Source organism: Streptomyces sp. NBC_00207 (assembly GCF_045160965.1).
Classification (GTDB): domain Bacteria; phylum Actinomycetota; class Actinomycetes; order Streptomycetales; family Streptomycetaceae; genus Streptomyces.
Genome location: NZ_CP130715.1, coordinates 6,497,693 through 6,512,247, shown reverse-complemented (window position 1 = coordinate 6,512,247; position 14,555 = coordinate 6,497,693). Strand labels below are relative to the sequence as shown.

Below are 14,555 nucleotides of genomic sequence, written 5' to 3'. Positions count from 1 at the left end.
CGGCCGACGATAAGCGACAAATCGACCCGTTGCCCCGCAGAAGACGGAGGGCCCCGGCCGTGGGATCACGACCGGGGCCCTCCGCTGCCTGCCTGCGCAGGTACTACTTCATGAACTTCTTGAACTCGTCCGGAAGGTCGAAGTCCTGGCCCGGCTGGCCACCGCCGGCGGGAAGGCCGAAGGGGCTGCCGCCGGCCGCGGGCTCGATCGCCTGCGGACCCTGCTCGCGGCGGGCCGCTGCTGCGGCCTCCTCTTCCTTGCGCTTCATCGGGTTGCCGCTCTTGCGCTTGCCCTTGGCCTGCTTGACCTGCTTCTTCTGCCGGCCGGGGCCACCGCCCATCCCCGGGATGCCGGGCATGCCCGGCATCCCGCCGCCCTGGGCCATGCGGGACATCATCTTGCGGGCTTCGAAGAACCGCTCGACGAGGCCCTTGACGGCGCTGACCTCGGAGCCGGAACCCTTGGCGATACGGGCACGGCGCGAGCCGTTGATGATGTGCGGGTCCTGGCGCTCGGCCGGGGTCATCGACTTGATGATCGCTGCCATGCGGTCGACGTCACGCTCGTCGATGTTGTTGATCTGGTCCTTGATCTGCCCCATGCCGGGCAGCATCCCGAGCAGCTTGGAGATGGAGCCCATCTTGCGGACCTGCTCCATCTGGGCCAGGAAGTCGTCGAGCGTGAACTCCTTCGGGCCCTTGGCGAGCTTGGCCGCCATCTTCTCGGCCTCGGCCTGCGAGAAGGTCTTCTCGGCCTGCTCGATGAGGGTGAGCATGTCACCCATGTCGAGGATCCGGCCCGCCATGCGGTCGGGGTGGAAGGCGTCGAACTCGTCGAGCTTCTCGCCGTTCGAGGCGAACATGATCTGCTTGCCGGTGACGTGCGCGATGGAGAGCGCGGCACCGCCGCGGGCGTCGCCGTCGAGCTTCGAGAGCACGACGCCGTCGAAGCCGACGCCGTCGCGGAAGGCCTCGGCGGTGTTGACCGCGTCCTGACCGATCATGGCGTCGACGACGAAGAGGATCTCGTCGGGGCTGACGGCGTCGCGGATGTCCGCGGCCTGCTGCATCAGCTCCTGGTCGATGCCGAGGCGGCCGGCGGTGTCGACGATGACGATGTCGTGCTGCTTGGTCCGCGCGTACTCGATGGAGTCCTTGGCGACCTGGACCGGGTCACCGACGCCGTTGCCCGGCTGGGGGCCGTAGAAGGCCACGCCCGCGCGGTCGGCGACGACGGAGAGCTGGTTGACGGCGTTGGGGCGCTGGAGGTCGCAGGCGACGAGGAGCGGGGTGTGGCCCTGCCCCTTGAGCCAGAGGCCGAGCTTTCCGGCGAGGGTGGTCTTACCGGCACCCTGGAGACCGGCCAGCATGATCACGGTGGGGGCCGTCTTGGCGAAGCGCAGCCGCCGGGTCTCGCCGCCGAGGATCGTGACGAGCTCGTCGTTGACGATCTTCAGGACCTGCTGGCCGGGGTTCAGCGCCTTGCTGACCTCCTCGCCGCGGGCCCTCTCCTTGACGTTCGCGATGAAGGAGCGGACGACCGGGAGGGCGACGTCGGCCTCGAGGAGGGCGATACGGATTTCCCGGGCCGCGGAGTCGATGTCAGCCTCGGACAGCCGGCCTTTGCCGCGCAGGCCCTTGAAGGTATTCGCCAAGCGGTCGGAGAGCGTATCGAACACGGTGGTCGCGATTCCTCGGGTCGGGGGCGTTGTGGTCGTCCCCCAGGGTATCCGCCCTCGCCGCCCATCCGGCCCTGCGGTCGGCTTTCCCCGGTGCTCCGCACCGAACCCCGTGCCTCAAACGCGGAGGAGGCCGGATTCTGCCCGCCCCCGTGCCCGGGTGCGGATTACAGGACCGGGGCTCCGCGCCTCAAACGCCGGCGGGGCTGGAATTTGCTGCGCAAATCCAGCCTGCCCGGCGTTTGAGGGCCCCGCGCGCTACGCCAGTGCCGACGCCACCCGGTCGGCCAGCACCGTCGCCTCCTGCGGATCCAGGGGCTTGCCTTCCGCCGTGGTCACGTACAGCGTGTCCACCGCGTTCGCGCCCAGGGTGGAGACGTGCGCGCTCCGCACCCTGACGCCCGCCGACTCCAGCGCCCGCCCGATCCGGTGCAGCAGGCCGACGGCATCGGGCGCGCGCACCTCCAGGACCGTGGCCAGTGAGGAGACGTCCGGGACGACCGTGACCCGGGGCGGCGGCGGGGTCACCCCGCGCCGGCGCGGATACGCCGCCTCGCGGTCCGCCAGCTTCGCCGGGACGTCCAGCGAGCCGTCCAGGGCCCGGACCAGGTCGCTGCGCAGCCGCGCGGCCTGGGGCAGCGCCCCGTACTCCGCCGCCACCCGCCAGCGCAGCACCAGGACCTCGCCCAGCCGGTCCGGCAGTTCCATGGAGCGCAGGTCCGCCGCCCGTACGGTGAGCCGGTGCAGGGCCAGCACCCCGGCCACCGCCGGGAGGACCCCCGGCTGGTCGGGGACGGCCACGACGAGCTCCCCGCCGACCGCGTCCTCCTCCTGGCGGCCGTGGAGCGCGAGCACCGGCTCCCCGGTGCGCAGGGCCTCCACCGCCAGGCGTTCCTGTTCCGTGGTCGGGATCTCCGCCTCCCGCACCGCCGGGGCCGTGCCGCGCAGCACGGCGGCGACCCGCGCGACGAGGTCCGCCACCAGCGATCCCCGCCAGGCGCTCCACGCGGCGGGCCCGGTGGCCAGGGCGTCCGCCTCCGTCAGGGCGTGCAGTATCTCCAGCGTGCCCACCGACCCGACGGCCTCGGCGACCGAGCGGACGGTGGCCGGGTCGTCCAGGTCGCGCCGGGTCGCGGTGTCGATCAGCAGCAGGTGGTGCCGTACGAGCGCCCCCAGCACGGCGGCGTCCTGCGCGTCGAAGCCGACGCGGGCGGCGACGTCGCGGGCGATCGTCTCGCCGGCCACCGAGTGGTCGCCCGGCCAGCCCTTGCCGATGTCGTGCAGGAGGGCCGCCATCAGCAGCAGGTCGGGGCGGCCGACCCGGCGGGTGAGGGCCGAGGCGCGGACCGCCGTCTCGATGAGGTGGCGGTCCACCGTCCAGGTGTGGACGGGGTTGCGCTGCGGGCGGCACCGCACCCGCTCCCAGTCGGGGAGCAGTCGCGTGATCAGGCCTTCCGCCTCCAGGGCCTCCCACACGGCCACCGTGGGTTCCCCCGCCCCGAGGAGTGTCACCAGCTGCTCGCGCGCCTCGGCCGGCCAGGGCACCGGGAGCGGTTTGCCCTGCGCGGCGAGCCTGCGTACGGCGTGCAGCGAAACGGGAAGACCCGCCTGCGCGGCGGCCGCGGCGAACCGCAGGGGCAGGACGGGATCGCGGTCGGGGCGGGCGGCCAGGGCCAGTACGGCCTCGCCGTCGGACTCCACCACGCCCTCGGCCAGCGGTGCCCGCGCGGCGGCCTGGGCGCCCCGGGCGCCCAGCAGCCCGCGCAGCCTGGGCCGGGCGGCGCGGGCCCGCAGCACCCGCCCGACCTCCCGCCAGGTCACGTCACCGGCGTACGCGACGACGCGCGCGGCCTCGTACACCTCGCGGAGCAGGGCGTCCGCGTCGAGCAGCCCGAGCTGCGCCGCGACCTGGTCCTGTTCCTGGAGCGAGAGCCGGTCGGTGGCCCGGCCGGTCACCAGGTGCAGGGCGTCGCGCGCGTCGAGGAGCCGCCGCCGTGCCTCGGCGAGGCCGTCGCGCGGGGCGTCGGCCAGCCAGGAGGCCGCGACCGCCCGCAGCGCGGTGATGTCGCGGAGCCCGCCGCGGGCCTCCTTGAGGTCGGGTTCGAGCAGGAAGCGGAGCTCTCCGGCCCGCTCGGCCCGCTCGCGGCACAGGGAGTGCAGCTGCGGGAGCCGTTTGGCGGCCTGGTTGCGCCAGTCGGCCAGGACGGAGGTCCGCAGGCCGGCGAGGAGTCCGGCGTCGCCGGCGACGGTCCGGGCGTCGAGCAGGCCGAGCTGCACCTTGAGGTCCTCGGCGGCGGTCTTGCGGGCCTCGCCGGGGGTCCGTACCGAGTGGTCGAGGGCGAGGCCGAGGTCCCACACCGGGTACCAGACGCGGTCGGCCAGCGCGCTCAGCGCCTGCGGCTCCGCCTTGCCGTCGTGCAGCAGCACCAGGTCGAGGTCGCTGCGGGGGGAGAGTTCGCCCCGCCCGTAGCCGCCGACGGCCACCAGGGTGGCGCCGCGGACGCCGGTCTCCCGTACGGCGGTCGTGAACAGGGCGTTCAGCCAGTCGTCGGTCAGCCCGGACAGGGCGGAACGCCGCGAAGGCCCGGACCGCGACTCCTCCTGGAGGAGTCGCAGCCGGGCCGCGGCGTATCCGCTGGGTCCCGAGTCGGCCGTGTTGTCCGTGGTCTCTTCGACGCTCGTCACCCAGAAGCTCCCGTCACCTAGAGCGCGTCAGCGCCGCGCTCGCCGGTGCGGACCCGTACGACCGAGTCCACGGGGACGCTCCACACCTTGCCGTCACCGATCTTGCCGGTGGCGGCCGCGCTGACGATGACGCGGATCAGTTCCTCGGCGTCGGAGTCGTCGACCAGCACCTCGATGCGGATCTTGGGGACGAGGTCCACCTGGTACTCGGCACCGCGGTAGACCTCGGTGTGACCGCGCTGGCGGCCGTAGCCGCTGGCCTCGGTGACCGTGAGGCCCTGCACTCCGAAGGTCTGGAGGGCTTCCTTGATCTCGTCCAGCTTGTGCGGCTTGACGATCGCGGTGATCAGCTTCATGCGTCAACCTTCTTGCTCGCGGCGGAGGGGGTGGGTGCGGCGGTGCTGCGCGAGGCTGCCCCGCCACCGGCTCCGCTGAAGTCGTAGGCGGTCTCGGCGTGCTCGACCTGGTCGATGCCGGCGACCTCGACGTCCTCGCTGACCCGCATCCCGATCGTCTTGTCGAGGAGGAAGGCGAGCAGCGCGGACGCCACCAGAGAGTAGGCGAGGACGGAGAAGACTCCGATGGCCTGCTTGCCGAGCTGTTCGAGGCCGCCGCCGTAGAAGAGGCCGGCCACGTCGGACTGGACCCCGCCGGTGGCGAAGAGGCCGACGAGGAGGGAGCCGGCGACACCGCCGACGAGGTGGACGCCGACCACGTCGAGGGAGTCGTCGTAGCCGAACTTGTACTTGAGGCCCACCGCCATGGCGCAGAGCACACCGGCGATGACGCCGATCGCGATGGCCCCGAGCGGGCTGACCGCACCGCCGGAGGGGGTGATGGCGACGAGGCCGGCGACCGCGCCGGAGGCGGCGCCGAGGGTGGTGAAGGAGCCGTGGCGCAGCTTCTCGTAGCCGAGCCAGGCGAGCATGGCGGCGGCGGTGGCGACCTGGGTGTTGACGAACATGACCGCGCCGACGCCGTCGTCGTTGCCGAGCCAGGAGCCCGCGTTGAAGCCGAACCAGCCGAACCACAGCAGACCGGCGCCGAGCATCACGAGGGGCAGGCTGTGCGGGCGCATCGGGTCCTTCTTGAAGCCGACGCGCTTGCCGATGACCAGGATCACGCCGAGGGCGGCGGCGCCGGCGTTGATGTGGACGGCGGTGCCGCCCGCGAAGTCGATGACGCCGAGCTCGAAGAGCCAGCCGCCGGCTCCCCAGACCCAGTGGGCGACGGGGAAGTAGACGACGGTGACCCACAGGACGGTGAACAGGGCCCAGGCGCTGAACTTCACGCGGTCGGCGAGGGCGCCGCTGATCAGGGCCGGGGTGATGACGGCGAACATCAGCTGGAAGACGGCGAAGACGTAGACCGGGATGGTGTAGCCGTCCCACAGCTCGGTGATCCCGATGCCGCTGAGGCCCACGTAGTCGGAGTTCCAGCCGATGAGGGAGCCGGAGTCGGTGCCGAAGGCGAGGCTGAAGCCGTAGAGGACCCAGAGGATCGTGACGATCCCCAGGCTGATGAAGCTCATCATCAGCATGTTGAGGCTGCTCTTGACGCGGACCATGCCTCCGTAGAAGAAGGCGAGTCCCGGGGTCATCAGCATGACCAGGGCGGAGCAGATGAGCATGAACCCGGTGTTCGCGGCAGACAGCGTCGGGGCGTCTGCCGCGAGGGTCGTGATGGCTGATGCCATCGGCGTCTCCTCGTCGTCGGTACGTTCGCGTGCGGGCGATCGTGAAAACCTGAGCGGCGGCATTGGGAACTGGCCGGTTATTGGCCATGAGATTCGCGCAGGCCGGTTTCCGGCGGCGCCGCTGGGTGTTTCGCGCCGATGACGAAGAGGTCGGGCGTGTTACGCGTCAATGAACTGGGCGGGTGGTGCAACCGGCCGCGGCGGTGACCCGGACGTCCTGGCTGGGGGAGCCTGATCGGGCTTCACGGGGTGACTGCCGCGGCCGGGGCCTGAGGGGCGGCCGCCGGGGCCGTCAGACGGCCGCCGCGGCTTCGGGGAGCCGGGAGGCGAGGTGGTCGGTGAGCCGGACCACTTCGGCGACGTCGCCGTACTCACGGGCGGCGCTGTCGACGGTCTTGCGCAGGCGCGTGTTCACCCGTTCGGACCGCACCTTTCCCGCCACGTCGAGGGCCCGGTCGACGAGCGCCGCGGCCTGCTCCGGCTCGCGCTGCAGCAGGTGGACGGTGGCCATGCCGATGAGATTGAGGGCGTAGGAGCGCTGGTGCTCCTCGTCCTTCTCGAAGAGCTCGACGGCCCGCTCCATGACGGGTTCCGCGAGGGAGGCGTACATGGGGCTGCGCCCGGCCACGTAGGCGAGGTCCCGGTACGAGTGGGAGTTCTCGCCGTTCAGCTCGGCCTCGGAGAAGAAGCGGATCCAGTCGGGCTCGGGCTCGGCGCCGAAGGCGAGATCGGAGAAGGTGTCCTCGGCCATCCGCACGGCCCGCTTGCAGCGGCTGGGCTGTCCCATGTTGGCGTACGCGCGGGCCTCCATCGCATACAGCATGGCCTGGGTGCGCGGGCCGGCGCAGTCACGGCTGCCGTACTGCGCGAGGTGGACGAGTTCGAGGGCGTCCTCGGGGCGGCCCAGGTGGATCATCTGGCGGCTCATGCCGGAGAGGATGTACGAGCCGAGAGGCTTGTCCCCGGCCTCCTTCGCGGCGTGCAGGGCGAGGACGAAGTACTTCTGCGCGGTGGGGTGCAGGCCGATGTCGTAGCTCATCCAGCCGGCCAGCTCGGCCAGCTCGGCGGCGACCTTGAAGAGCCGCTTCATGACCGGGGCGGGGTGGTTCTCCTGGAGCAGGTCGGTGACCTCGTGGAGCTGGCCCACGACGGCCTTGCGGCGCAGCCCGCCCCCGCACTGGGCGTCCCACTGGCGGAACATGACCGTGGTGGCGTCGAGGAGGTCGAGTTCCGGTTCGGAGAGCCGGGGCGGGCGGTGGCCGCCGAGGGCCCCCGTCGGCCCTCCCCCCCGCTCCGCCGAGGGGAACCCCGCCTGACGCGGTCCCGGGTCGGCGGCCGGGACCGGTACGAGCCAGCGCTGCATGGGCTCGATGAGGGCGGGGCCGGCGGAGAGGGCGAGCGAGGTCCCGAGGAAGCCGCGGCGGGCCAGCATCAGGTCGCTGCGGGAGAACTCGCCGAGCAGCTCGACGGTCTGCGGGCCGGCCCAGGGCAGGTCGACACCGGAGACGGACGGGGTCTGGTGGGCCGTGCGCAGGCCGAGCTGCTCGATGGCGACGACGGAGCCGAAGCGCTCGGAGAACAGCTCGGACAGGATGCGCGGCACGGGCTCGCGGGGCTGCTCGCCGTCCAGCCAGCGGCGCACCCGGGAGGTGTCCGTGCTGATGTGGTGGGCGCCCATCTGACGAGCCCGGCGGTTGACCTGCCGGGCGAGTTCGCCCTTGGACCAGCCGCTGCGGACGAACCACGAGGTCAGCTGGTCGTTGCGCGCAGCAGTGTCCTCGATCGTTCCGCTTGCGCCGTTGCCGCTCACTGGAACGCCCCCATCCGCTCAGCATCTTCCACACGAAACCCTGGCCGGGGCGCAGCGCGCCGCCACGGACCTTCACAGGTCCTTCACACATTGCCTCCGGCATACCCACGGACGGGCATGCCTTGGGGGTTCGTGTACCGAAAGTAATCCTACGATCACCCCTGCGGCGAGGTCGATTCCAGAAACGCCACCATTCGCCACCCCTTCGAATGAACAAGCCACCCGCCAGGCGCGATTCACTTGACACCGAGGTGAAACGGCTCGGTTGGACTGGAGTGCGCTCGGGGCGCGCGCGGCGAGGAGTGCGCCGGGCAGCCACGACGGGCACCCCGAGGCGGACCGCGGTCCGCAGGTTCGGCCGACGCCGCCACCACCGGCGTCGTAACCACCGGCGCGTCCGACCCGTTGGAGGGGGCATGGGCATGGGCTTCACGATCGGCGGCAGCCGCGGCACCAGGGAGTTCCGTTCCGGCACCCGGCGCCGCGGCCGGACCTCGGAGTGCACGGCGGTGGCGGAGTACACCGGGCTGTGGGGCTGGGACGTGGTCCCCGGCGCCCGCGCCGCGGCGCCCGCCCGCGACTGTTCCTGCGGGGACGCGGAGTGCGTCTCCCCCGGGGCGCACCCGCTCCCCTTCGCCCCCACCGTCAAGGCCGGGGCCACCCTGGACGAGGTCACCGAGGCCTGGGGCGATTACCCGGGCGCCGCGGTGCTGCTCCCCGTGGGCCGCGCCTTCGACGTCATCGAGGTCTCCGAGGAGGCCGGGCGCCGGGCGCTTGTGCGGCTGGAGCGGATGGGGCTGCCGCTCGGCCCGGTCATCGTGACTGCGGACGGCCGGGCGCAGTTCTTCGTGGCCCCGGGCGCGGCGGCCGAGCTGCCGCAGCTGCTGTACCGGATGGGCTGGGACGACGCCGACCTCGACCTGCTGGCCCTGGGCCACGGGGCCCATGTGACCGCGCCGCCCTCGGACCGGGCCGGCCTCGGCCAGGTCGGCTGGCTGCGGCCGCCCGCGCTGGACTCGGCCGGAAGCCCTCCGCAGGCCCGGCTGCTGCTGGGCACCCTCGCGTACATCTGCCACCGCTCGCGCCGGTAGGCACGCCCCGCACGCAACGGTGCCCCCGTGTTCCGGTCGGAACCCCGGGGGCACCCGTGGTGCGCGGAGACCGCGGTCAGTCGCCGATGAGGGCGTCGACGAACGCCTCCGGCTCGAAGGGGGCCAGGTCGTCCGCACCCTCGCCGAGCCCGACGAGCTTGACCGGGACGCCCAGTTCGCGCTGGACGGCGACGACGATGCCGCCCTTGGCCGTGCCGTCGAGCTTGGTCAGCACGATGCCGGTGATGTCCACGACCTCGGCGAAGACGCGGGCCTGGGTCAGGCCGTTCTGCCCGGTGGTGGCGTCGAGGACCAGCAGGATCTCGTCCAGCGGACCGTGCTTCTCGACGACGCGCTTGACCTTGCCGAGCTCGTCCATGAGGCCGGTCTTGGTGTGCAGGCGGCCGGCCGTGTCGATGAGCACCACGTCGGCGCCCTCGGCGATGCCCTCCTTGACCGCGTCGTAGGCGATCGAGGCCGGGTCGCCGCCCTCGGGGCCGCGCACGGTACGGGCGCCGACCCGGTCGCCCCAGGTCTGGAGCTGGTCGGCGGCGGCGGCACGGAAGGTGTCGGCCGCGCCGAGCACCACGCTGCGGCCGTCGGCGACGAGCACGCGGGCCAGCTTGCCGGTGGTGGTGGTCTTGCCGGTGCCGTTGACGCCGACGACCATGATCACGCCGGGCGTGTCCTCGCCGCTCTCCGTCTTCACGACGCGGTCGAAGTCGGTGCCGACCAGGGTCAGCAGCTCCTCCTTGAGCAGGGCGCGCAGGTCCGCCGGGGTGCGGGTGCCGAGCACCTTGACCCTTTCGCGGAGCCGGTCGACGAGCTCCTGGGTGGGCACGACGCCCACGTCGGCGATGAGGAGGGTCTCCTCGATCTCCTCCCAGGTGTCCTCGTCGAGGTGCTCCCGCGAGAGCAGCGTGAGCAGCCCCTTGCCGAGGGAGTTCTGCGACCGGGCGAGGCGGGCGCGCAGCCGGACCAGGCGGCCGGCGGTGGGCTCGGGCACCTCGATCGCGGGCGCGGCCGGAGCCTCGGGCTCGGCCGCCGGCGCCTCGACCGGAGCCTCGGCCTCCGCCTCCGGGAGTCCGACCTCCTCGATCGTGCGGCGCGGCTCTTCCGCCGTCTCTACGGCGTCCTCCCCCACCTGCGGTTCGGCAGGCGGGGCAGTGATGGTCGGCGTGCTGGGCGGTGCCGGGGGCGGCAGCTGCTTCTTCTTGCGGCTGCTGACCACGAGCCCGCTGATCGCGCCGACCGCGACCAGGGCGATGACTACAGCAAGGATGAGGATGTCCATAACCTCACCAGTATCGGCCACGGGCGGCCCGGAGCTCGGACCCCGGGCGTTCACACCGGGACGTAAGCCGCCGTTTGTGGTTTTAGCGGCAAATCCACGATGATGGACGACTTCCCCCCGCCCCTCCCCCACGGAGCAGCCGCATGCCTGCCGAGCCCGCCGACGGCGGAACCGAAACCGCGATCGAGACCCGCGGACTGGAGCCCGTCCCGGACGGCGAGCGCGGCGGCCGGGTCCGCGACCTCGTGCCCACCTGGGTCGCCGCCAACATCAGCGTGCTGCTGCTGACCATGGGCGCGGGTCTGGTGATCTTCAACAAGCTCAACATCTGGCAGGTGCTCGTCGTCGCGGTCGCGGCGCCGGTCGTCTCGTACGGGATCGTCGGCCTGATATCGATCGCCGGCAAGCGCGGCGGCGCTCCCGGCATGGCCCTCTCGCGGGCCGTGTTCGGCCAGCGCGGCAACCTCTTCCCGGGCTCGCTGATCTGGGTGGCCCGGTGGGGCTGGGAGACGATCAACGCGGTGAGCGGCGCCTACGCCGTGCTGACCGTGCTCGACCTGCTCTTCGGGATCAAGAGCAACACCGCGCTCATCGTCGTCACCCTGCTGTTCTTCGTGGGCTGCACCTTCGTGGTCTCGGGCCTCGGCATCAAGGCGCTGCGCGTCTGCTCCACGTGGTCGACGTACCTCTTCGGCGCCTTCAGCGTGCTCGTCCTCGGGTACCTGCTCTTCACGACCGACTGGTCCGCCGTCCTCGGCAAGCCGGCCGGCTCCACCGCGATGATGATCGCGGGCATCGGCACCATCGCGGCCGGCGGCATCAGCTGGGTGCCCTCGGGCCCCGACTTCACCCGCTACCTGCCGCGCACCGCCTCCTCCAAGGGACTGGTGGGCGCGACGGTCGGCGGCGCCGGCGTCGTCGTGCTCCCGATGGTCCTGATGGGCGCGGTCATGGCTGTCGGCACCCCGGACCTGGCCACCGCCCAGGACCCGGTGTCCTTCATCGGCGAGCTGCTCCCGACCTGGATCGCGGTCCCGTACCTGCTCGTCGCGCTCGTCGGGATGCTGCTGATCAACTCGATGTCCATGTACTCGGCCGGCTTCACCGCGCAGACCCTCGGCATCAAGGTCCCGCGCGCGTGGGCGGTCAGCGTCAACGCGGCCATCAGCCTGGTCTTCGGCTTCCTGCTGATGGTGGTCGCGACGAGCTTCTTCGGCTCCTTCATCTCCTTCCTGACGCTGCTGGCCGTGGCGTTCTCGGCGTGGATCGGCGTCTTCGGCGTGGACATGCTGCGCCGCAAGACCTACGACGGGGCCGCGCTGCTGGACACCACGCGGACCAGCGCCTACTGGTACAAGGGCGGTTTCGCCTGGCAGGCCATGACCGCGTGGGCCCTCGCCCTGGTGGTCGGTCTGCTGTTCACCTCGGTGGACTGGTTCAGCGGGCCGCTCGCCGCCACCTGGATCGGCCGCAACGGCCTCGGCTGGGTGGCCGGCATCGTGACCTCGGGCGTGCTCTACGCCGTCCTGCCGCGCACGGCCCCGGCGGAGCCGGCCCCGGCCGCGGAGGAGCCCGCGCTCGCCGGATCCCTGTCCAACTGACGCTGCGTCAGCTAACGTCCCCCTTCGCCCGCCCACCCACATCCGGCGAAGGGGGACTCCTCCATGCCCATCACCGTGGCCCGGTTCAATCTCGTCGACCCGAACGGCACCCCCGAGTCCCTCTCCGCCCGCTACAAGACGGCCCTGGAGATGGCCCGGTACGCGGACGACCGCGGGATCGACACCATCCAGACCGAGGAGCACCACGGCACCGGCAACAACTGGCTGCCCTCCCCCTTCGCCTTCGCGGGCGCGGTCTTCGGCGCCACCCGCCGGATCGCCGTCACCGTCTCGGCGATCATCGGTCCGCTGTACGACCCGCTGAAGGTGGCCGAGGACATCGCCGTCCTGGACCTGCTGAGCGGCGGCCGCCTCGTGACCGTCGCGGGCATCGGCTACCGGCCCGAGGAGTACGAGCAGCACGGCGTGGAGTGGGGCCGGCGCGGCCGGCTCCAGGACGAGCTGCTGGAGACCCTGCTGAAGGCGTGGACCGGCGAGCCCTTCGAGTTCCGCGGCCGCACGGTACGGGTCACGCCGACGCCGTTCACGCGGCCGCACCCGCTGCTGCTGGTCGGCGGCAGCTCCGAGGCGGCGGCCCGCCGCGCGGCCCGGCTGGGGCTGCCGTTCTTCCCGAGCGCGCACCTGCCGGAGCTGGAGGCGTACTACAACGCGAAGCTCGCGGAGTACGGCACCGAGGGCTTCTGCATGATGCCGGCGGCCGAGACCCCGCTGCTGCACATCGCGGAGGATCCGGACCGGGTCTGGGCGGAGCACGGCGAGCGCTTCCTGCACGAGGCCGGGATGTACGCGTCCTGGCAGTCCAAGGACATCCGCAGCGCCGTACGGTCGGCCGCGCGCTCGGTGGCGGAGCTGCGCGCGGAGGGCGTGTACCGGATCCTCACCCCGGACGAGGCGGTCGCGTACGGCCGGGGCGCGGGCGAGGCGGGGAACCTGGTCCTGCACCCGCTGTGCGGCGGGATGCCGCTGGACGAGGGCTGGCGCAGCCTGCACCTGCTGTGCGAACAGGTACTGCCCCGGCTCAAGGACTGAGCCGGGGCAGTATCGAGGAGAGGGGTGGTGGCGGGGAGGATTACCCCATCTCCTCCAGCGCCTTGCCCTTGGTCTCCGGCACCCACTTGAGGATGAAGGGGATCGAGAGCAGGGCGAAGAACGTGTAGATCACGTACGCGCCGGCGAGGTTCCAGTCCGAGAGCGTCGGGAACGTGACGGTGATGACCCAGTTGGCGATCCACTGGGCCGCGGCGGCGACGCCGAGCGCCGCGGCCCGGATGCGGTTCGGGAACATCTCGCCGAGCAGCACCCAGACGACCACGCCCCAGGAGAGGGCGAAGAAGAGCACGAAGGAGTGGGCGGCGACGAGTGCGATCGTGCCCTGGGCGTCGGGGATGGTGATGTTGTCGCCGCTGCCCTCCTTGTACGAGAACGCCCACGCGCAGAGGCCGAGCGAGACGGCCATGCCGGCCGAGCCGATGAGGGCCAGCGGCTTGCGGCCGATCCTGTCGACGAAGACCATCGCGATCACCGTGCCGATGATGTTGATGATCGACGTGGTGAAGGAGTAGAAGAACGAGCTGGTCGGGTCGATGCCGACGGACTGCCACAGCGAGGAGCTGTAGTAGAAGATCACGTTGATGCCGACGAGCTGCTGGAAGACGGAGAGGCCGATGCCGATCCAGACGATGGGCAGGAAGCCGAAGCGGCCGCCGAGCAGGTCCTTGAAGGTGGACTTGTGCTCGGAGCGCATGGCCCGGTCGATCTCGGCGGCGCGCGCGTCGATGTCGATCTTCGAGCCCTCGACCTCGCGCAGCACCTTCTTGGCCTGCTCGGTGCGGCCGACGGAGATCAGGTAGCGGGGGGACTCCGGGATGACGAAGGACATCAGCCCGTAGATCACGGCCGGGATGACCATGATGCCGAGCATCCACTGCCAGGCCTCCAGGCCCGCGATCTCGCCGCGCTGGTCGCCGTCGGCGAGGTTGAGGATGCCCCAGTTGACGAGCTGGGACACGGCGATGCCGATGACGATGGCGGCCTGCTGGAAGGAGGCGAGGCGGCCGCGGTAGGCGGCCGGGGACACCTCTGCGATGTAGGCGGGGCCGATGACGGAGGCCATGCCGATGCCGAAGCCGCCGATGACGCGCCACATGGCCAGGTCCCACAGGGCGAACGGAAGGGCCGAGCCGATGGCGCTCGCGGTGAAGAGGACGGCGGCGATCTGCATGCAGCGGATTCGGCCGATCCGGTCGGCGATACGGCCGGCGGTGGCGGCGCCGAACGCGCAGCCGATCAGTGCGGCGGCGATCACCTGGGCGAGCGCCGCGGACCCGACGTCGAACCGTTCGCGGATGGCGACGACGGCGCCGTTGATGACGGAGCTGTCGTAGCCGAAGAGGAAACCGCCCATAGCCGCGGCCGCGGCGATGAAGATGACGTGCCCGAGGTGGTCGGGGCGTGCCTCCCGGCCACTGCCGGACGCGGGTGCGTTCGCTGTGCTGGTCAAGGTGTGCTCCTGGGCCCGGCGCCGACGGCGGGCGGTGTGGGGGTGTACGTCTGTACGCGTGTTCCTCCAGTGGCGCACAGCAAACTGCTCACCACCACCTGAACGTCGGACACGGCAAGCAGAGCTTATGACTTCACTTCCTGAAGTCAATAGCCCGAGAAAAACCGACAAGCCGGAGT

Annotated in this window: 10 protein-coding genes; 3 read left to right on the top strand and 7 right to left on the bottom strand. The window is 71.7% G+C overall.

Annotated features, from left to right (window positions below):
* Positions 1 to 103: 103 nt before the first annotated feature.
* The 5 genes from ffh to OG472_RS30865 form a co-directional block, all read right to left on the bottom strand.
* Positions 104 to 1,678 carry a signal recognition particle protein gene (gene ffh / locus OG472_RS30885; protein ID WP_401613291.1) on the bottom strand — a complete coding sequence of 525 codons (1,575 nt, stop codon included), beginning with the start codon at positions 1,676 to 1,678 and terminating at the stop codon, positions 104 to 106.
* A gap of 258 nt (positions 1,679 to 1,936) precedes the next feature.
* A complete protein-coding gene (locus OG472_RS30880) occupies positions 1,937 to 4,363 on the bottom strand; it encodes a [protein-PII] uridylyltransferase (protein ID WP_401613293.1) in 2,427 nt (808 codons plus the stop codon).
* A 17-nt stretch (positions 4,364 to 4,380) separates the two neighbouring features.
* A complete protein-coding gene (locus OG472_RS30875; protein ID WP_030708521.1) occupies positions 4,381 to 4,719 on the bottom strand; it encodes a P-II family nitrogen regulator in 339 nt (112 codons plus the stop codon).
* Positions 4,716 to 6,059, bottom strand: a complete 1,344-nt coding sequence (locus tag OG472_RS30870) for an ammonium transporter (protein ID WP_405832141.1) — start codon at positions 6,057 to 6,059, stop codon at positions 4,716 to 4,718. Before OG472_RS30870 ends, OG472_RS30875 begins: the two co-directional genes overlap by 4 nt.
* 292 nt (positions 6,060 to 6,351) lie before the next feature.
* Entirely contained in the window at positions 6,352 to 7,869 is a 1,518-nt protein-coding gene (locus tag OG472_RS30865; RefSeq protein WP_401613296.1) for a hypothetical protein, read from the bottom strand.
* Between the two features lie 422 nt (positions 7,870 to 8,291).
* Between OG472_RS30865 and OG472_RS30860 the strand changes: the two genes are divergently transcribed.
* Entirely contained in the window at positions 8,292 to 8,960 is a 669-nt protein-coding gene (locus OG472_RS30860) for a bifunctional DNA primase/polymerase (protein WP_405832139.1), read from the top strand.
* A gap of 76 nt (positions 8,961 to 9,036) precedes the next feature.
* Here the strand turns inward: OG472_RS30860 and ftsY are convergent, their stop codons facing one another.
* Positions 9,037 to 10,254 (bottom strand): signal recognition particle-docking protein FtsY, encoded by a 1,218-nt coding sequence (gene ftsY / locus OG472_RS30855; RefSeq protein WP_401613300.1) that lies wholly within the window; start codon positions 10,252 to 10,254, stop codon positions 9,037 to 9,039.
* A gap of 143 nt (positions 10,255 to 10,397) precedes the next feature.
* On the opposite strand from ftsY, the gene OG472_RS30850 reads away from it, so the two are divergent.
* A complete protein-coding gene (locus tag OG472_RS30850; protein WP_401613302.1) occupies positions 10,398 to 11,855 on the top strand; it encodes a cytosine permease in 1,458 nt (485 codons plus the stop codon).
* Between the two features lie 63 nt (positions 11,856 to 11,918).
* Positions 11,919 to 12,905, top strand: a complete 987-nt coding sequence (locus OG472_RS30845; protein ID WP_401613304.1) for an LLM class flavin-dependent oxidoreductase — start codon at positions 11,919 to 11,921, stop codon at positions 12,903 to 12,905.
* 40 nt (positions 12,906 to 12,945) lie between these two features.
* Here OG472_RS30845 and OG472_RS30840 read toward each other — a convergent pair whose 3' ends face one another.
* Positions 12,946 to 14,376, bottom strand: coding sequence for a sugar porter family MFS transporter (locus tag OG472_RS30840; RefSeq protein WP_401613306.1), 1,431 nt, complete (start codon positions 14,374 to 14,376; stop codon positions 12,946 to 12,948).
* Positions 14,377 to 14,555: the final 179 nt, after the last annotated feature.

What these genes read in the sequence shown, in the direction of transcription:
- OG472_RS30875 (WP_030708521.1), bottom strand. Translation starts at nt 4,719, where the DNA reads ATGAAGCTGATCACCGCGATCGTCAAGCCGCACAAGCTGGACGAGATC.
- OG472_RS30870 (WP_405832141.1), bottom strand. Translation starts at nt 6,059, where the DNA reads ATGGCATCAGCCATCACGACCCTCGCGGCAGACGCCCCGACGCTGTCT.
- OG472_RS30860 (WP_405832139.1), top strand. Translation starts at nt 8,292, where the DNA reads ATGGGCTTCACGATCGGCGGCAGCCGCGGCACCAGGGAGTTCCGTTCC.
- ftsY (WP_401613300.1), bottom strand. Translation starts at nt 10,254, where the DNA reads ATGGACATCCTCATCCTTGCTGTAGTCATCGCCCTGGTCGCGGTCGGC.
- OG472_RS30850 (WP_401613302.1), top strand. Translation starts at nt 10,398, where the DNA reads ATGCCTGCCGAGCCCGCCGACGGCGGAACCGAAACCGCGATCGAGACC.
- OG472_RS30845 (WP_401613304.1), top strand. Translation starts at nt 11,919, where the DNA reads ATGCCCATCACCGTGGCCCGGTTCAATCTCGTCGACCCGAACGGCACC.